Source organism: Rhodococcus sp. PD04, assembly GCF_035918275.1.
GTDB classification, from domain to species: domain Bacteria; phylum Actinomycetota; class Actinomycetes; order Mycobacteriales; family Mycobacteriaceae; genus Rhodococcus; species Rhodococcus rhodochrous.
In genome coordinates this window covers 5,178,136-5,196,258 of record NZ_CP142143.1, presented here as the reverse complement: position 1 = coordinate 5,196,258, position 18,123 = coordinate 5,178,136, and the positions used below count along the sequence as shown (strand labels likewise).

Sequence of the window (18,123 nt, the reverse complement as noted above, 5' to 3'; positions counted from 1 at the left end):
CCTGAGGTCATTACAGAAGACGGTCACCACGTTTTCTGTAATCGCGATTCATGATGAAATGGAGGTCGTGTTCGATCCGGTACATCTGAAGAGCTTCCTCGCCGTCGAGCGGGAACGCGGCTTCACCGCGGCCGCCCACCGCCTCGGCCTGCGACAGTCGACGGTCAGTCAGCACGTCGCGCGGCTCGAGAAGGAGATCGGACGCCGCCTGTTCGTACGCGACACGCACAACGTCGAGCTCACGGCGGACGGTGCCGACATGGTCGCCTTCGCCCGCGAGATCCTCGATCGCCACGATGCCGCTCGCAGGCACTTCTCGGAGTCACCGCTCAGCGGCCGGCTGCGTTTCGGGGTCTCCGAGGACCTGGTGCTCTACGAGCTGCCGTCGATCCTCGCCGAGTTCCGGCGCAGTCATCCCCGCATCGATCTCGAACTCACCGTGGATCTGAGCGAGGATCTGCAGCGTCGGCTCGACGACAACGAGCTCGATCTGGTCTTCGGCAAGCGCCGACCGGGCAGCCGCCACGGCGAGATGATCTTCCGCGAGCGCCTCGTCTTCCTGTCCGCCCCCGCTTACGTCCTCGATCCGGACGAGCCGACACCGCTGGTGTCCTATCCGTCGCCGGCCCTGACCCGCGACATCGCGCTCGAGGTCCTCCAGCGCAGTGGGCGCGGTGTCCGCGTCGCGTGCACGACCGACAGTCTCAACGGCCTGCGCGCCGCAGCGCTCGCCGGACTGGGCGTGGTGTTGCACGCCGAACGGCTTCCACCGCCCGGTCTCGTCCCGGTGCGCGACCCCCAACGATTGCTTCCCGATGCGGGTGAGATCGAGTTCGTGCTCATGGCGCGCCGTTCCGTACTCAGCGGCCCGGAGGCGGCACTGCGCTCGGCCATCCTCGCGAATGCGGATCGCGTGCGCGTGTGACGGTGTCGCGGATGGGTATTCCTGTGCCACGCCCGCTGGGGGCGGCAGTGCTCACGCCGCAGGAGGAACCGTGTCCACAGACGCGATCGTGTTGCTGAAGGAAGACCACAAGGAGATCAAGAAACTCTTCCGCGACTTCCGGAAGGCCGAGGGGGAGAAGGAGAAGGGCAAGATCGTCGACAGGATCATCGAAGCCCTCACCGTGCACACCTATCTCGAGAACGAGTGCATGTACCCCGAGATACGCTCCCTGCTTCCCGATCTCGAGGACGACATCCTCGAGTCCTACGAGGAACACCATGTCGCCGATGTGCTCGTCGTCGAACTGGCCGGAATGAAGCCCGACGCAGAGCGTTTCGATGCGAAGACGACGGTCCTGATCGAGAACGTCGAGCATCACATCGACGAGGAGGAGGACGAGTGGTTCCCCAGGGTGCGCGAGGCGCTCGGCCGTAAGCAGTTGCAGGACATCGGTGCCCGCATGCTCGAGATGAAGAAGGATGCCCCGCGGTCACCGGCGCAGCCGTCCGCGCTGAAGAAGACGATCGACGCGGTGATCAGCTGACGGTGTGCTGCGGCCGGGCGAGGGAGGCGCCTCGTCCGGCCCGGCTCGCCCGATAGGCGTCGCGTCGCGTCTCGACGAGCCAGCCCGGCCACGGATCGACGAATCCGGGGCAGTGGACGGTCGGATCGAAGGACGGCTGTTCCGAATTCTTCTCGGGCAGGCGGCGACTCAGCGTCAGGCGTCCCGCCGCTTCGAGGGGGCCGCGGGCGGAACCCACCAGGAGGGAGAACTCGAGCGGCGCCTCGAGTGCCTGCACAGAGGTCGTCGAGGACGGATGCTGTCCGCGCGGAACGGCAGTGATCCACCGCGGCGTGGGATCGCTGTCGGTCCGGTAGGCCATGAGTGTGCTGTAGCGGGCACTCGACCACGAGCGGGCCGGCACCAACGTCACCCGGCCTGGCAGGTAGGCCGATGCGAGCAGGACGTCCCACGGGCCGGTCTTCGAGGCGAAGCGCACTGCGAGACCGAGTACGTCCGGCATCCCGTCCGGCGTGCCGATGCCCCGCGACACCCGGGCGATCACCGGGGTGGGGCGGGGGATCTGCTGCGGCCACCAGGACGACTCGAGTTCGGCCATCCCTTCGAAGGTCGCGCCGCGGGGATGGAACACGCGTGCTCCGCGCAGCGCGGATCCCACTCGGAACGGCACGGACAGCGCCGACGACAGAGCAGTCATGGGGATGGCATACCCGCCGGTCTGTCGGTTCAATCGCGTTCGTCACTCCCTACCCCGGCAGCGTCCGATTCGGTCACGATGGAATGCATGCGTTCACCGTTGCCGGACTATCTGACCGAAGTCCTCCGAGGATGTGCCGACAGTTCGGGCACACTCGCCGATTACATCCCCGAACTGGCGAGGGCCGACCCGGACCGGTTCGCCCTCACCCTGGTGACCGCAGAGGGCGCGATGTACTCCGTGGGCGAAGACGACACCGAGTTCACGATCCAGTCGATCTCGAAGCCCTTCGTCTACGGTCTCGCACTGCAACAGAGAGGCTTCGACGCCGTACTGGACGTGATCGACGTCGAACCCTCCGGGGAGGCGTTCAACGAGGTCTCCCTCGAACGCAACACGGGCCGTCCGCTGAACCCGATGATCAACGCGGGTGCGCTCGCCGCACACGCCCTGGTGCTCGACGACAGGCCGGTCGAGGACTCGGTGGAGGACATCCGCTCCCTGCTGTCGTCCCTGGCCGGTCGCGACCTGGCGATCGACGAGAAGGTCGCGGCCTCGGAACTCGAGAACTCCTATCGCAATGTCGCCATCGCCAACCTCCTTCGGGGATACGAGGTTTTCGAGGACGATCCCGACGAGATCGTCGAGGGGTACATCCGGCAGTGCTCGGTGACGGTCACGACCAAGGACCTCGCGATGATGGCCGCGACGCTCGCGGCGGGCGGTGTGCAACCCGTGACGTGCGAGGAGATCTTCTCGCGGGACGTGGTGCGTCAGGTGCTGTCGGTGATGGCGACCTGTGGGATGTACGACGCGGCGGGGGACTGGCTCTCCACCGTCGGCATCCCCGCCAAGAGCGGCGTGTCCGGAGGAATCATAGGAATCCTACCGGGACAGTTGGGTATTGCTGCGTACTCGCCGCGCCTCGACGACCACGGCACCAGCGTCCAGGGGGTCGCCGCCTTCGGTCGTCTCTCCCGCGATATGAACCTGCATCTGATGGACGCGCCGATGGTCGCACACTCGGTGTTGCGCAGAAGACATGTCATCGGTGAGGGTGATGAGTCTCTCACCCTCCTCGAGTTGCAGGGCGACCTCCAGTTCACCAGTTCCGAGGGTCTCGTGACGGCCGTGGTCGACGAGCCGGTGGAGACGAAACGCCTGGTCTTCGACCTGTCCCTCGTCCGCACCATCCTGCCGGTCGGCCGAAGGATGTTGCTGGAGATGATCGGTCGGCTCCACCGGGACGGCGTGGAGGTCGTCGTGATCGACCCCGAAGGGCATCTGCCCGAGCCCGACACCGGCTACGGCTTCCGACCGCAGGTCCACGCCTCGTGGGAGGAGCTGGAGGCGCAGGGGTGAAAGGGCATTCGGCACGAAAGTGACGTGAGGGACGGCTGTGAAATTTTCCGGAACCACGGGTGGCGTCCACACCGAGCACTGGGCTACGGTGTCGTGCGGTGTGCCCGAGGCTGGTCGGCGAAAGACGCTCGTACCCCACGAAAGAAGATCCATTCATGCCGTTCACCCGTGAATCCCTCGTCGTCCCCGGAATCGTCCGGGTAGGAGGATGATGGCGTTGCTGACACGTTCGCCCTACCGCTGCCCCGGAGACGGCAGCGTGATCCACCACGCGTGCGCAGGACTGCTGACCTACTGGGAGCGTCCCGTCGAGGAGCACGTCGCCCGCACCTCGCTGGGCGACACCTACGTGCTCACCACGGGTCCTGCGACCGCACCGCCGATCGTGGTGCTCGCGGGTGGCGACCTCCCGGCGGCGGGGCTGCGTCTGCTCGCCGAGCAGTTCGGCGAGCATCACCGGGTGGTGCTCGTGGATGTGCCGGGCCTTCCCGGTGCGAGCGCCGGCAGCCGGCCCGACAGCCGGATCCACAGCGTCTACGGCCACTGGCTCGTCGAGGTGCTCGATGCACTCGGCGTCGAGAGGGTTCCCGTGATCGGTCTCGGCTGGTCGGCCTCCGTGGCTGCTGCGGTGGAGGATCCCGACCGCATCGAGAAGCTGGTGATCGCCGCGCCGCTGGGTCTCGTCCCGCGCGTCCGGTGGAACCGCGCCCTCATTCCCGGCCTGCAGTGGCGCAACGAGCCCAACTTCGAGAACACCGAGCGGTACCTTCGAGCACTCGCGGGATGCGACTACCGGCCCGACGAACAGACCCTGCGGTGGTCCTGCCGTGTCGGCGCGTACTGCACGTCGCTGACGAACATGCCCCGCATCGAGCGGGCCGTGCTGCGCCGCTGGCGCGGGCGCCCGGTCGAGGTCGTCGTGGGAAGCAAGGATCCCCTCGTGCAGGTCGACGCGCTGAACAAGCTGGCCGACGACATGGGTGCGCATTTCGTGGCGCTTCCCGAGGTGGGTCATCTCCTCGCGGTCGAGGCGCCGGCCGCTCTCGCGGCGACGGCCGCAGCCGTAGCGGTAACGGAGAACTGAGAAGCGGGGCTCGGAAGAATCCGGTCCCGGAGAGTGTGGGTCGAAAGTGGCGATGCCGGGCTGCCCCCGACGGGCGTAGCTATCAGTCCGGCATCGCCACTTCCGGTCACCCTCCCAGTGGAACCCGAAGGCTCGGGTACCCACACCAGGGCTGCGATAATCCCCGAATTATTACGTTTTGGTCACGGGGACACCTACGACCGTACCACCTGAATGCCGAGTCGTTGCAGATGTGTGTGTCGGCGCGTCACACATCGGCGATCACGGGGACTCGGTCACATCACGCCACGGCTCTGCCGGATCACGCCACAGCGGGACTCCAGTCGACCACGACCGACCGGGCACCGATGTACTCCAGCAGGTCGCGGACCGGCCCGCCGAAGCGGAGCTGACGGGCGACCTCCAGTTCGTCGAGGTCGTCGTCCTCCGTGCCGACGAGGATCCCGTTGATCACGCTGCGGGCCGCGGAGACGACGAGAGTCTCCTCCTCGGCCACCCGGACCGGCACATCGTTCTCACCCGCCACCGCGCCGACCGCCACGGCCACGTAGTCCCTGTCCTCGTCCGCGTCGTGATACGCGACCAGACGGCCGTGCAGTACGGACTCGGGCAGGATGCGGTCGAGCGTCACACCCGAGGGAACGCTCTCGTCGTCGGGACGGATGCTCGGACCGGATGCGGCCTGGCCGGCCGGGGATGCAGTGGGCTGCGCGGCTGCGTACAGAGGTACGCGCCGAGACGTCCAGCCGAAGTAGGTTTCGCGTTGTGCATACATCGCACCTGCGCCTCCTCGATAGGACTTCGTCTCTACCTCCAGTGTGCTCCGGGCCACCGACAGGTTTTCGGCCTTTCAGGAGGCGTCCGAAGGGGCCTTACGGGCTAGTCGCGCGAGGCCCGGACACCGGGTGAGACGAGCACCTGACCGAGGACCGCGAAGAGCGCGAGGATCACCAGCGAGCAGATCCCGGCCAGAGCGGCCCCGCCCACGACCAGGGCATAGTCGCTGCGTGCGAGACCATCCACGATGGGTCTTCCCACCCCACCGAAACTCACCGCCGCGGCGATGGTCGCGGTCGCGACGATCTGCACCGCGGCGGTGCGCAGGCCGACGAGGACCAGCGGCAGAGCCACGGGGAGCTGGGCCCGCAGCAGGATCTGGGACGACGTCATCCCCATCCCGCGGGCGGCGTCGGTCAGCGCCGGATCGACCCCGCGGATCCCTTCGTAGGAGTTCAACAGGATGGGCGGGATCGCGAGCGCCACCAACGGCACCATCACCGGAACAAGCCCGATCCCGTACAGCACGACCAGCAACACGAGCAGGCCGTAGGTGGGGAGGGCGCGGGCGGCGTTCGCAGTGAGCGACACGAGCACACCGCCGCGGCCCGTGTGCCCGGTCCACAGACCGATCGGCAACGCGAGGAGCACCGAGATCACGAACGCGAGCAGGGTGTAGCCGAAGTGCTGGGCCAGTCGCGTCGGGATCCCGGACGCGCCCGACCAGTTCGCGGCGTCGCCGAAGTACTCGGCCAGATAGTGCAGCAGGGTGGTCATCGGCGTCCCTTCGTCGTCATCGGGACACCTTCGAGGTACGGCGCATCCACGGTGTGGACAGACGCTGGACGAGCACGAGCACCGCATCGACGACCAGTGCCATCACGACGGTCGCGATGATGCCGATGATCGCCAGATCGAGACGATCGAGCTGTACCGATGCGGTGAACAACGCCCCGAAGGCACCCATGCCGATCAGCGCTCCGACGCTCACCATGCTGATGTTCGCGACAGTGGCCACTCGCAGTCCCGCGATGACCGCGGGAATCGCCAGCGGCAGGTCGACGGTGAGCAACCGGCGTGGCGTCGAGAACCCCATCGCCACCGCCGACTGGCGGACGCTGTCGGGCACGGCGCGCAATCCGTCGACGACGTTCGGGACGAGGCCCGCCAGCGCGTAGACGGCCAGTGGAAGGATCACCGTGGTCCGGCTGATGCCGGTGAACGCGATGAGCAGGACGAAGAAGGCAAGCGACGGAATCGAATACAGAACACTGCACACCGTAAGCACCGGAGCGTACACCCGCGGCCACCGCACGCACGCCAGGCCCAGCGGCAGAGCGAGGACGAGGCCGAGCAGCGACGCGCCGAGCGCCATGACGAGATGATCGCCGAGCAGTTCCCAGAACGTCCCGAGATAGCCGGGAATCCGCAGGCTCACCGCGACTTCCGCATCTCGAGCGGAGACGGGGTGCCGGCCTCCCGGTTGTTGTGCGCCGCACGGACCGCCGCGGCCACCTCTTCGCCACTGATCACCCCGAGCGCACGTCCGTCGTCGTCCACCGCCACGGCATGGCCCGACGGTGAGAGCACGGCCGCGTCGAGCACGACGCGCAGCGGATCCCGCCCGGGAAGGAACGGCCTTCCGGCCGACAGAAATTCCGCATCGGCACTGCCGTCGCGCCACCCCGCCGGGCGTCCGTCGTCGTCGACGACGAGAAGCCAGCCGTCGCCGACGGCGAGTTCGGCGGCATCGCGGGTGACGATCGGATCGGTGCGCAGCGGCAGGTCGGCGGACGAGAAGAACGACATGAGCCGCACACCGCGGTCGACGCCGAGGAATCCGGCGACGAAATCGTCGGCGGGGGAGGTGAGAAGCTCCTCCGGGGTCGCGTACTGGGCGAGCACCCCACCCGGCCGCAGGACGGCCACGCGGTCGCCGAGCTTGATCGCCTCGTCGATGTCGTGGGTGACGAGCACGATCGTCTTGGCCAGCACCGATTGCAGGCGCAGGAGTTCGTCCTGCAGATCCTTGCGGACCACGGGATCGACCGCGGAGAACGGCTCGTCCATCAACAGGATCGGGGGGTCGGCGGCCAACGCGCGGGCCACACCGACACGCTGCTGCTGCCCGCCGGACAACTGCGACGGATAACGTTGCGCCAGTTCGTTTCCGAGTCCGACCCGGGTGAGCACGTCCATCGCGGTCGCGCGGGCCTCCTTACGACTCGCGCCGAGCAACCGGGGAACGGTGGCGACGTTGTCGACCACCGTGCGATGGGGGAACAGTCCGGCGTGCTGGATGACGTATCCGATGCCGCGGCGCAGGATCCGGGGATCCTCGTCCCGGACGTCGCGGCCCCCGACGAGCATACGCCCGCCCGAGGGTTCGACCATCCGGTTGATCATGCGCAACGAGGTGGTCTTCCCGCAGCCCGACGGCCCGACGAACACCGTCAGGGTACCCGTCGGGACTTCCAGCGAAAGTCCGTCGACGGCGACGGTCCCGTCGGGATAACGCTTTTCGACGTTGTCGAATGTGATCACGCGGCACCGACTTCCGTCAGTTCAGATCGTTCTGCTGCAGCCACTCCTCGGCGACGACGTCGATGTCGCGGCCGTCGGTGACCACCTGGCTGACCAGAACGACGAGGGTGTCGGTGGTGAGCTTGTCGGACACGGCGTCGATCTTCGCGACGTCGTCGTCGTCGAGATCGGCGCGATGTACCAGCGGGGTGACGTTCTGGGCTCCGAAGACCGATTCCGGGTCCTCCAGCGCCACAAACGGTTCGGTGCTCAGAGACGGATCGGTGGTGAAGATGTTCGCGGCCTGCACGGTGCCGTCCGAGAGCGCGCGGATGGTGATGGGGCCACCGGTGTCGGTGGGAACGAATTCGCGGAACTCGACCCCGTACACCTCGCGCAGACCCACGACACCCTGCTGACGCGTCTCGAACTCGGGCGGTCCGCCGAGGACGAGTTCGCCGGCGACCGGCGCGAGATCGGCGATGCTCACCAGGTTGTACTGCTGCGCGGTCTCCTCGGTGACGACGAGGGCGTCCTTGTTCTCACCGGGGGCGGAGGCCAGGATCTCGAGTCCGTCCGGAAGGGCTTCGGACAGGGCCGTATTGACGTCCTCGGTCGTCGAGGCGGTGCTGTCGGGATCGATCCGGGCGAGCAGTGCGCCGTTGTACTCCGGGATGAGCGTGATGGCACCCGAGGCGACCTGGTCGTAGTAGATCTCGCGGCTGCCGATGTTGAACTGGCGGGTGACCTCGGAGCCCGCGCTCTCGAGTGCCTGCGAGTAGATTTCCGCGAGCAGGACGTTCTCCGGGAAGTTCGCCGAACCGACGACGATCGCGCCTCCGTCCGCTGTATCCCCGGCGAGGGGATCCTCGTCTCCACCGCCGGAACAGGCGGCCAGGGCGAATGCGGACACGGCGAGAAGTGCGGTGGTGCGTGCGAAGCGTTTCACGGGTTGCTCCCTCGGATGCGGCACGGTCGGTTTTCGACTCTATCCCGGCGGATACCCACTGTGCCGGATTTGTCACGAGTGGATCACCAGTCGTCGCCGGCACGCTCCGAGGTCGCGAGGGTGAGGATGCCGCTCTCGAGACGGTATCGGCTCATCGAGTCCAGTGCGGGGGCATAGGCGTGCACGGTCACCGCCGGGGCGGGGCCGTCGTTGACGACCTCGTGCACGTGCCGACCGTCGAAGCGACGCGTGGTGCCGGCCGCCAGACGGTTGCGGGAGATCGTCACGTGTTGCCCGGGAAGATCTTCCGACCACGGCTGGTCGACGGTGTCCTCCCGGACCTGTCCCTGCGCGACGGCGAACGCGCCGGCGCTTCCGCCGTGATCGTGGATGCCGGTGCGCTGCCCGGGAAGCCAGCTCAGCAACCACACCTCGTAGTCGTCGGCGACGTCGAGCCGGGTGTACCAGCGTTCGGTCTCGTCGAAGCGGACGAGCGGTCGCCAGCGGGAGACGTCCGAAGCGATGTCACGGACGATTCCGGCGAGATCGGCGCGCACGGAGGTGGGGAGAAGAGCAGCAGGCATCGTGGTTCCTCGAGGCAGGAGGCGGACGGGAGCGAAATGTCGTCCGAGCAGAAGAAAGGGGTCGGGCCGGGTTCAACGACAGGCGCGACAGCCACAGAAACCACCGGCGATGCGGACGTAGTCCACATGAAGCCTGCGATGTCGCAGGGTCGCCGGAAGATGCATGCCGATCACTTCAGCGCCCGAATGCGGCGCTGTCAAGGTTTTCACTCGTGTGACGTTCGGAACAGCCGGGCCGGGTTGTGTCGCCGTACGAGCTCGTCGCGCTCGTCGTCGAACAACAACGGTGCAGCGTACGGGCGGTCCGAGCCGAGCACGACGCGGTCGTGGCCGAGCCCGGCAGTGACCGCGTCGACGATCTCGGGACCGTACGACGAGGTGTCGACGAACACTCCGGCCGACGGGATCGTCGCCGGACCGCCGCGCGCGGCCATCCGGTCGGTGTGCAACGGAGCGAGCCCGGCGAGCATCGCGAACCCCACCCGCAGGCCGGGGAGGCGCGGGGCCCCGTACTCGTGCCAGGCGAACCACGCGGTGTGCATCTGCGCCACGTACGACACCATCGCCGGCCACCACGGCGGAGCCGACGGATCGGCCGCAGCCGGTCCGGGATGCACGAACAGGGGAGCGCCGACGCGGTCGAGCTCGTCGAGGAGCGGCGCGCACCGTGCGTAGCCCTCGGCGTCCGCCAAGGCCGTGGCGGGCAGTTGCAGACCGACACAGCCCGCCCCGAGCACCTCGCGCAGCGCCGCGGGATCGGGATCGTCGACCGACGCCGCCGCCCACGCCCCGAACGGGCGCGGCAGCGCCAGCACTCCTTCGTGGTAGGCGTCGAGCAGGCCGGCCGCGTCGGCCGCGGGCAACGATTCGATCCCCAGCGGGCTCGACAGCGACACCAGCGCCAGGTCGATGCCGTCCTGCGCCGCGAGCTCGGCCCGCCGGTCGATCGCGTGATCCTCGGGGCGCACCTCGTACGGGGGTTCACCGTCGAGGTACAGCGTCCATCCGACGAGCCGCGGCGCACGGGTGCGTGCCCGTAACGCCGAGACCAGCGGTGCCGGCCAGACGTGCTGGTGGACGTCGACGCGGGGAACGGTCATGCCGTCAGGATGGCAGACCGTCCGCCCGCTGTCCGCTGTCCGCGCGGCCTGTGTCGCCTACTGTCCCGCGCCGCGGGGGACCCATCGTTCGTGCAACTGTCCGCGCCGGATACCCGGACTCGTCCCGGGCGTCGCGAGAGCGGGGGTGGGTGCCGAATGGCGGTGTCCGACCACCGGCTGCGATCCGGACGCCGGGTCGGCGTGGAACTGCTCGCCGTACTCCGAGGGAGGATCGGGCAGGCGACGCGGTCGATCGATCCGGTACGGATCGTCGTAGTTCCTGCCGGTGCCCTTGAGCAGGCTGGTCGGCAGGTAGATGCTCGCCGTGATGCCGGCATTGGTGGTCGAGTCGAAGGTCGGACGCAGGCGCACCGTGATGCCGTGACGGTCGGCGAGACGTGCGACCACGAACAGACCCATTCGCCGTGCGGCACCGGATCCGGTTTCGCCGTCCGCACCCAGCCGCATGTTGATGTCGGCGAGTTCATCTGCGGGGATACCGATTCCGCGGTCGGCGATCTCGAGGAGGAGTCCGCCGTCGACGGCGCGGGAGAACGCGAACGCCACGGTGCTCTCGGGCGGTGAGGCGCGCAGCGCGTTGTCGAGGAGCTCGGCGATCATGTGGACGACGTCGGTGACGGCGCTGCCGACCAGATTGCCGTCGGGCGCATTGCCGATGTTCACGCGCTGGTAGTTCTCGACCTGGGAGACGGACGCGCGCAGGACGTCGACGAGCGGTGTGTCGGGGACCCGGCCGAGACGCTGGCGGGTGCCGGCGAGGACGAGCAGCGAGTCGCCCGTGCGCCGCATGCGGGCGGCGAGGTGGTCGAGTGCGAACAGGTTCTGCAGACGTGTCGGGTCGCGCTCTTCGTGTTCGAGCGAATCGATCAGTGCCAGTTGCTGTTCCACGAGCGTCTTGTTGCGGCGGGCGAGGGTCTCGAGCATCTCGTTGACCTGTCGGCGCAGCTGGGCCTGTTCGCCGGCCAGACGCAGGGCGCCCTCGTTCATGCTGTCGACGGCGCGCGCCACCTCGCCGATCTCCTCGCGGGTGTGGACGCGGACCGGATCGAGTGTGACGGATTCGATCTCGGCGCCGTCCTTGATCGCGGCGAGCGCGGCGGGCAGATCCTGTTCGGCGGTGCGCAGGGTGTCGTCGCGCAGTCGGCGGAGCGGTCGGACGAGCGACATCGCGATCACGATCGCCAGTCCGAGGGCGAGCGCGAGGACGATCGCGATACCGATGGCGTTCTTGAGGGCTTCGGCGCGTGCTTCGGCCGCGAGGTCGTCGAGGGTGGCCACGGCTCGGGTCGCGGAACCGGCGACCTGCTCCTGGTAGACCATGAGGCTCTCGAAGATCGACCCGCGCAGGGCGGCGACGTTGCCTTCTTCGTTGTCGAGGTCGGCCGTGAGGCTGCGTCGGTTCTCGAGCTGGGACATGAGACCGTCCACCTTCGAGGCGTCGGCGGCCTCGTTCTCGACGAAGGTGTCGCGGAGGACGGCCAGTCGCGCGGACTCGACACCGAGGGCGTTGTTCCACATCAGCAGGGCGCCGTCGGTTCCGGCGCTCAGCGCGGAGTACGCGAGGACCTGGTCGAGCAGGGACCACTGGGTGTGCCACAGATCGAGAAGGGTCGCGCTCTCGCGCTGGACGGTGGGGTCGTCCGTGGTGGTGGTGATGGCGCGGTATGCGGCCTGGGCGCGTCTGACGAATCCTTCGGCGCGCTCGCTGGCCACGGTCGGCGCCAGTGTTCCCGACGACGCGCTGTCGAGCAGGCTCTCGCCCTCTGCGAGCATGCGGTTGATCATCGCCGCGATCTGCGGATCGAGATCCTTGGTGTCGATGTGATCGCGCAGCGTCGCGGCGGATTCGCGGGCGACCTGGGCGCCGTTGTCGACGGGGATCGACAGGATCGTCGCTGCGGCGGCACCGGCGACACTGGTGGCGTAGTCGGCGAGCGTCGGCAGGATGGAGACGTTCTCGGCGGCAGCGCTGTAGGCGTCGTTCTCCTGGTAGAGGTCGTAGACGCGGAGCGAGCCGTACAGGGTGGCGGCGACGAGGGGGACGGCGACGACCGCGGTCATCCTGCGCCACAGACGCCAGTTGTCCGGCGTGTGTTGCCGGAATTTCCTCATGAGACCCACAATGTTTCGCCCCCGAACCTCTCTACCTGCCTGAGCCGGCGGCCGGCCGAAACTGGACTTCGGCAAGAAAGAATTTCACCTTCGAAATTCGGGCCAGGGCGAATCACGGTTCGCTGCCGTCAGGACGTGGGTCAGAGTAGGTAGTACTTCGTTGCGCTCACAAGATCACTGTCCAAGTCCGATAGCTGGTATTCGACCTTGCGTATACATCACGGTCGTGCGCTACGATGCCGCCGGAATTTCCCGTTCCGCCGGGTTTCGATGTCAGGGGGGCGCATGGATCTGCGACGGGTCGATCTCAACCTGCTCGTCGTCCTCGATGTCCTGCTCTCCGAACGCAATGTCACGCGTGCGGCGCGGCGACTGAACATGTCACAGCCCGCCACGAGTACGGCTCTCGCCCGGTTGCGCAAGCAATTCGACGATCCGCTTCTCGTGAAGTGCGGCCGCACACTGCGTCCCACCGCGCGGGCCCAGGCGATCGTCGAACCGCTCCGCGAGGTGCTGCGGACCCTCGAGCGATCCGTGCTGGCCGCACCCGGTTTCGACCCCGCGACGGATTCGCGCACCTTCACGATCATGACCGGCGACTACGCGGAGATCACCCTCCTGCGCCTGCTGGTGCGGGGGAGCACCCCCGCCAACATCCGTTTCGATCTGCTGCCGGTCAACGGTGCCGGTCTCGATGCCTTCCGCCGGTTCGAGATCGACCTCGCGGTGCTGCCGGAATACGTCCTCGAATCCCCGGAATTCGAGACCTGCCGGAGGCAGGTCGTGCTGTCCGACCGCTTCGTCGGCGCCGTCTGGTCGGGCCACCCCTACACCGGCACCAAGCTCACACGCGAAGTGCTCGGCCGCTACCCGCTGCTGTCCTACGCGCAGTACTCCGACGACACCAACCTCGGCCGCGCGTTGCTGCGTGCGGGGGTGGTGGCCCGCGTCGGCGCGACCAGCGGCAACCTTGCGGTTCTCCCGTACGCCCTGGAGAACACCCGCATGATCACCTTCCTGCCCGAGCGCATGGCCCGGCACCTCGCCGAGGTGGCGTCCCTGCGCATCCTGGAACCGACCTTCCAGCTGCCGCCGCTGCGCGAATTCGCGGTGTGGCACGCCGAACGGGATGCCGATCCCGCGCACGCCTGGCTCCGCGCGCAGCTCGACCCGGTCGGGCGTCGCCGCGTCGCAGCCCAGGCGGGCTGACAACGACGAACGCTGCGGACCGACCCGTTCGACGGGGTCCGATCCGCAGCGTTCGAGTGGATCCGGCCGGGTCAGCGTCCCGATCGACGCTGGAGGATCACCGCGATGACCACGACGAGAATCGCGATCACTCCCACCGGCGCGATTCGCGTCGCGACCGATCCCTTCGCGTACTGCATGAGGTCGAGCGGTTCGGCCTCGGGCTGCGGAGGTGCGGCCGGGGAGGGGGTCGCCGACGGTGTGGGAGGCGTCGACGTCATCGCCGGTGCCGGTGAGGCGCTCGCCGGGCTGGGCGGCACCGACTCGTTCGGCCGCGCCTGCGCGGAGTCGCCGTCCCCGGCGCCGGGCCCGACGAATGCTCCACCGGCAGGTTCGTCGCCCGAACCCGCGGCGGTGAGCGGAGGGCTCGCCGGCACGGACTCGTTGGGCTGCGACTCGGCTGCCTCAGCGGTCGCCGCGGAGGAGGAGGAGGACGTGGAGGAGGCCGCTTCGGGTCCGAGCTTCTTCGACAGGCAGTCCGCGAACTGCTCGAGGATCTTCCCACCGACATCCGAGATCATCCCCCGCCCGAACTGGGCGGGCTTGCCGGTGATCTTCATGTCGGTGTTCACGACGCCGTCGGTGCGGTCGCCGTCGCCGGTGAGGGTGACGGTGATGGTCGCGGCCACCGTGCCGTTGCCCCGGGTGTCCTTCGCATTGGCCTCGATGACCGCCCGGCGGGCGCTCTCGTCCTTCTCGACGTACACGCCGGTGCCCTTGAACGTGAGCGCCACCGGTCCGAGCTTCACCTTGACGGTCCCGGTGAACGTGTCGCCGTCGACCCCGGTGAGCGTCGCGCCCGGCATGCACGGCGCGACCTTCTCCGGATTCAGCAGGGCGGTCCACACCTCGTCGACCGGCGCGGGAACGGACAGTGTGTGTTCGAGTTGCATGAGGTCCTTTCCGAACAAGTGGTCCGGGATCTCGGTGTTCGGCGTTGGAACGCCTAGACCCCGGAGGCAGTGGTGACCGCTCGTCGGGTGAGTACCCGGGCGAGGTGGCTCCGATACTCGGCGTCGGCGTTCCCGTCGGTCATGGGAGCCGTGCCGTCGGTGGCGAGCTCGGCGGCCTCGCGGATCGTCTCGGCCGTTGCCGGCCTACCGATGAGCGATTCCTCGACTCCGCGTGCCCGGACCGGGACGGCCGCCATGTTCGTGAGGGCGACCCTTGCCTGTTCGATGGTGCCGCCGGTCGCCTGCAGGGTCGCCGCGACCCCGACGATCGACCACTGCTGGGCTGCGCGATGGAACTTCTCGTAGCGCGCCGACCATCCCGTGTGCTTGGGGATCCGGACCTCGACGAGGATCTCTCCGGGTTCGACCGCGGTCGTGAAGTAGTCCTGGAAGAAGTCGTCCGTCGCGATGGTGCGACGCCCGGACGGTCCGGCCACGGTGAACGTCGCCTCGAGCGCCACCGCCGGCGCCGCGAGATCCCCGGCCGGATCGGCGTGCACGAGCGACCCGCCGAACGTGCCGCGGTGCCGGATCTGGGGGTCGGCGACGGTCGCCGTCGCCTCTGCCAGCAGCCGTGCGTGCTCCGCGACGAGCGGGTCGTGCAGCACGTCGTGGTGGGTGGTGGTCGCGCCGATCACCAGGGCGTCGCCGTCGTCGCGGATACCCCGCAGTTCGGGGATCCTGCCGAGGTCGACGAGCACCGTCGGTGCCGCCATTCGCAGCCGCAGGACGGGCATCAGGCTCTGCCCACCGGCGATGACCTTCGCGTCCTCACCGGCCTCCGTCAGCGCGGCGACCGCTTCGTCGACGCTCGAGGGGGCGACGTAGTCGAACGGGGCCGGGATCATTTCGTGCCTCCTCGGGCGTCGCGGAGCGCGTGCCAGATCCGCATCGGTGTACAGGGCATCTCGACGTCGGTGACGCCGAACGGCCGGACCGCGTCGAGAACGGAGTTGACGACGGCCGGGGTGGAAGCGATGGTTCCTGCCTCGCCGACACCCTTGACACCCAACGGATTACCGGGTGCCGGCGTGTCGGTGCGATCGGTGACGAAGGGCGGCAGATCCACCGCGGTGGGCAGCAGATACTCGGCGAACGACGAACTCAGCAATGTGCCCGACTCGTCGTGCACCGCTTCCTCGTACAGGGCCTGGGCGATGCCCTGGGCGAGTCCGCCGTGCACCTGTCCCTCGACGATGAGCGGGTTCACGACGTGCCCGACGTCGTCGACGCACACGTACTTGCGGATGCGTGCGTGCCCCGTCTCGGTGTCGACCTCGATCGCACACAAGTGGGTGCCGTGTGGGAACGAGAAGTTGTCGGGATCGTAGGTCGCCTCGGAGTCGAGGTTCGGTTCGATGCCGTCGGGCAGGTCGTGCGCGGCGAACACCGCGAGCGCGACGTCGGTGAGGCCGACGGACTTCGACGTTCCCTTCACGCGGAACTGTCCGCCCTCGAAATCCAGATCGTCCTCGGAACATTCGAGCAGGTGTGCGGCGATCGGCCGGGCCTTGGCGACCACCTTCTCGGCGGCCTTCACGACCGCGATGCCACCGACCGCGAGCGAGCGGGAACCGTAGGTGTCGAGACCGCGCGGTGAACTCTGCGTGTCGCCGTGCAGGATCTCGATGTCCTCGAACGGTATTCCGAGCCGGTCGGCGACGATCTGGCTCCACGCCGTCTCGTGGCCCTGACCGTGGGCGGACGAACCGGTGACGACCTCGACCTTGCCGGTCGGGAGCATGCGGATCGCGGCGTGCTCCCAGCCGCCGGCGCCGTAGGAGAGCGAACCGAGCACCCGCGACGGGGCCAGGCCGCACATCTCCGTGAACGTGGAGACACCGATACCGAGCTGCACCGGATCGTTGCGTTCGCGTCGTTCGGCCTGTTCACGTCGTAATGCGTCGTAGTCGAACAACTCTCGCGCCTTGGCCGTCGCGGCCTCGTAGTTGCCCGAGTCGTAGGTCAGGCCCGCGACGGTGTCGAACGGGAACTCCTCGTGCTTGATCCAGTTCTTCTCGCGGAGCTCGAGGGGGTCCATGGACAGTTCGACGGCGAGCTCGTCCATGATGCGTTCGATCGCGAAGGTGGCCTCGGGGCGTCCGGCGCCGCGGTAGGCGTCGGTGGGCACCTTGTTGGTGAACACGTTGGTGCATGCGAACCGGTACGAGTCGAACTTGTAGATGCCGTTGAACATGAACGCGCCGAGGATCGGCACACCCGGGGTGACGAGGCGCAGGTAGGCGCCCATGTCGGCGAGCAGTTCCACCTTCAGGCCCGTGACGGTGCCGTCGCGGCGTGCGGCGAGGGTCAGCTTCTGGACCTGGTCGCGGCCGTGGTGCGCGGCGAGCATCGACTCGCTGCGCGTCTCGGTGTACTTGACGGGCTTGTGCAGGCGACGCGCGATGAGGAGCGTGAGCACCTCCTCGGGCGTGACCTGCAGTTTGCCGCCGAACCCGCCGCCCACATCGGGGGCGATGACACGTAGTTTGTGCTCGGGGAGACCGAGGGTCATCGCGAGCATCAGCTTCAGCACGTGCGGGACCTGGGTCGCCGACCACATGGTGATCTGCGAGGCGGTGGGGTCGACGACGACCGATCGCGGTTCCATGAAGGCGGGGATGAGCCGCTGCTGACGGAAGGTCCGTTCGACGACCACTTCCGCGTCGCGGATCGCGTCCTCGACGTTGCCGCCGCTGCCGGCCTCGGCGGAGTCGAACACCCACGTCGCGCTGACGTTGGTGCCGAGATCGGGGTGGACGAGGTCGCCGCCCTGGGCCGCGCTCTCGAGATCGAGCACGACCGGCAGGTCCTCGTAGTCGACGTCGATCGCATCGAGGGCGTCGTGGGCCTCGTATGCGCTGCGGGCCACCACGACTGCGACGGCCTCACCCGCGAAGCGCACGGTGTCGACGGCCAGGGCCGGGGCGTTCGGGGTCTTCATGTCCTCGGTGATCGGCCACGCGCACGGCAGGCTGCCCTGCTCCTCGGCGAGGTCGGCACCCGTGTAGACGGCGACGACCCCCGGCTTGCCCCGGGCCTCGGAGACGTCGAGACCGGTGATACGGGCGTGCGCGACCGGGCTGCGCAGGATCGCGGCGTGCAGCATCCCGGGGAGCACGATGTTGTCGGTCCAGCGTGTGCGGCCGGTGATGAGGTGCTCGTCCTCCTTGCGGCGGCGTGCCCGGCCGAGTTCGGACTCGCCGGTTCCCTCGTCGGTGGTGGGATCCACGGTGCTCGTCAT

The 18,123-nt window shown here is 68.2% G+C and carries 17 protein-coding genes; 5 read left to right on the top strand and 12 right to left on the bottom strand.

Annotated elements, in window-relative coordinates:
- The first annotated feature begins 58 nt into the window (after positions 1-58).
- Entirely contained in the window at positions 59-925 is an 867-nt protein-coding gene (locus U9J23_RS23890) for a LysR family transcriptional regulator (protein ID WP_189637487.1), read from the top strand.
- A 70-nt stretch (positions 926-995) separates the two neighbouring features.
- Positions 996-1,490, top strand: coding sequence for a hemerythrin domain-containing protein (locus tag U9J23_RS23885; protein WP_085468620.1), 495 nt, complete (start codon positions 996-998; stop codon positions 1,488-1,490).
- Here U9J23_RS23885 and U9J23_RS23880 read toward each other — a convergent pair.
- Positions 1,483-2,166, bottom strand: a complete 684-nt coding sequence (locus tag U9J23_RS23880) for a phosphodiesterase (protein ID WP_106200958.1) — start codon at positions 2,164-2,166, stop codon at positions 1,483-1,485. The genes U9J23_RS23885 and U9J23_RS23880 overlap by 8 nt on opposite strands.
- An 87-nt stretch (positions 2,167-2,253) precedes the next feature.
- Here U9J23_RS23880 and U9J23_RS23875 point away from each other — a divergent pair, with 87 nt between their 5' ends.
- A complete protein-coding gene (locus U9J23_RS23875; RefSeq protein WP_272266193.1) occupies positions 2,254-3,528 on the top strand; it encodes a glutaminase in 1,275 nt (424 codons plus the stop codon).
- A 211-nt stretch (positions 3,529-3,739) separates the two neighbouring features.
- Positions 3,740-4,612, top strand: a complete 873-nt coding sequence (locus tag U9J23_RS23870; protein WP_059381861.1) for an alpha/beta fold hydrolase — start codon at positions 3,740-3,742, stop codon at positions 4,610-4,612.
- A gap of 301 nt (positions 4,613-4,913) precedes the next feature.
- Here U9J23_RS23870 and U9J23_RS23865 read toward each other — a convergent pair whose 3' ends face one another.
- The 8 genes from U9J23_RS23865 to U9J23_RS23830 form a co-directional block, all read right to left on the bottom strand.
- Complete coding sequence (locus tag U9J23_RS23865; protein WP_085468617.1) at positions 4,914-5,387, bottom strand: hypothetical protein; 474 nt, start codon at positions 5,385-5,387, stop codon at positions 4,914-4,916.
- Positions 5,388-5,491: 104 nt separating this feature from the next.
- A complete protein-coding gene (locus U9J23_RS23860) occupies positions 5,492-6,166 on the bottom strand; it encodes an ABC transporter permease (RefSeq protein ID WP_106200959.1) in 675 nt (224 codons plus the stop codon).
- A gap of 16 nt (positions 6,167-6,182) precedes the next feature.
- Complete coding sequence (locus tag U9J23_RS23855; RefSeq protein ID WP_272266189.1) at positions 6,183-6,827, bottom strand: ABC transporter permease; 645 nt, start codon at positions 6,825-6,827, stop codon at positions 6,183-6,185.
- Positions 6,824-7,933 carry an ABC transporter ATP-binding protein gene (locus tag U9J23_RS23850; protein ID WP_272266187.1) on the bottom strand — a complete coding sequence of 370 codons (1,110 nt, stop codon included), beginning with the start codon at positions 7,931-7,933 and terminating at the stop codon, positions 6,824-6,826. Before U9J23_RS23850 ends, U9J23_RS23855 begins: the two co-directional genes overlap by 4 nt.
- Positions 7,934-7,949: 16 nt before the next feature.
- A complete protein-coding gene (locus U9J23_RS23845; protein ID WP_272266185.1) occupies positions 7,950-8,861 on the bottom strand; it encodes an ABC transporter substrate-binding protein in 912 nt (303 codons plus the stop codon).
- Between the two features lie 83 nt (positions 8,862-8,944).
- Positions 8,945-9,445 (bottom strand): cysteine dioxygenase, encoded by a 501-nt coding sequence (locus U9J23_RS23840; protein ID WP_059384373.1) that lies wholly within the window; start codon positions 9,443-9,445, stop codon positions 8,945-8,947.
- Between the two features lie 206 nt (positions 9,446-9,651).
- A complete protein-coding gene (locus U9J23_RS23835; protein ID WP_059384374.1) occupies positions 9,652-10,545 on the bottom strand; it encodes an amidohydrolase in 894 nt (297 codons plus the stop codon).
- A 57-nt stretch (positions 10,546-10,602) separates the two neighbouring features.
- On the bottom strand, positions 10,603-12,678 hold the full coding sequence (locus U9J23_RS23830; RefSeq protein ID WP_106201636.1) for a sensor histidine kinase: 2,076 nt from the start codon (positions 12,676-12,678) through the stop codon (positions 10,603-10,605).
- A 285-nt stretch (positions 12,679-12,963) separates the two neighbouring features.
- On the opposite strand from U9J23_RS23830, the gene U9J23_RS23825 reads away from it, so the two are divergent.
- Positions 12,964-13,887 (top strand): LysR family transcriptional regulator, encoded by a 924-nt coding sequence (locus U9J23_RS23825; protein WP_272266181.1) that lies wholly within the window; start codon positions 12,964-12,966, stop codon positions 13,885-13,887.
- A gap of 71 nt (positions 13,888-13,958) precedes the next feature.
- Here U9J23_RS23825 and U9J23_RS23820 read toward each other — a convergent pair whose 3' ends face one another.
- The 3 genes from U9J23_RS23820 to U9J23_RS23810 are packed head-to-tail and all read right to left on the bottom strand — an operon-like array spanning position 13,959 to position 18,123.
- A complete protein-coding gene (locus U9J23_RS23820) occupies positions 13,959-14,819 on the bottom strand; it encodes an SRPBCC family protein (protein WP_272266179.1) in 861 nt (286 codons plus the stop codon).
- 53 nt (positions 14,820-14,872) lie between these two features.
- Positions 14,873-15,727: an FAD binding domain-containing protein gene (locus tag U9J23_RS23815; protein WP_085468609.1), complete on the bottom strand. Its 855-nt coding sequence runs from the start codon at positions 15,725-15,727 to the stop codon at positions 14,873-14,875.
- The gene (locus U9J23_RS23810) at positions 15,724-18,123 is read right to left on the bottom strand and encodes a xanthine dehydrogenase family protein molybdopterin-binding subunit (protein WP_272266177.1); all 2,400 of its coding nucleotides are present in this window, start codon (positions 18,121-18,123) and stop codon (positions 15,724-15,726) included. Before U9J23_RS23810 ends, U9J23_RS23815 begins: the two co-directional genes overlap by 4 nt.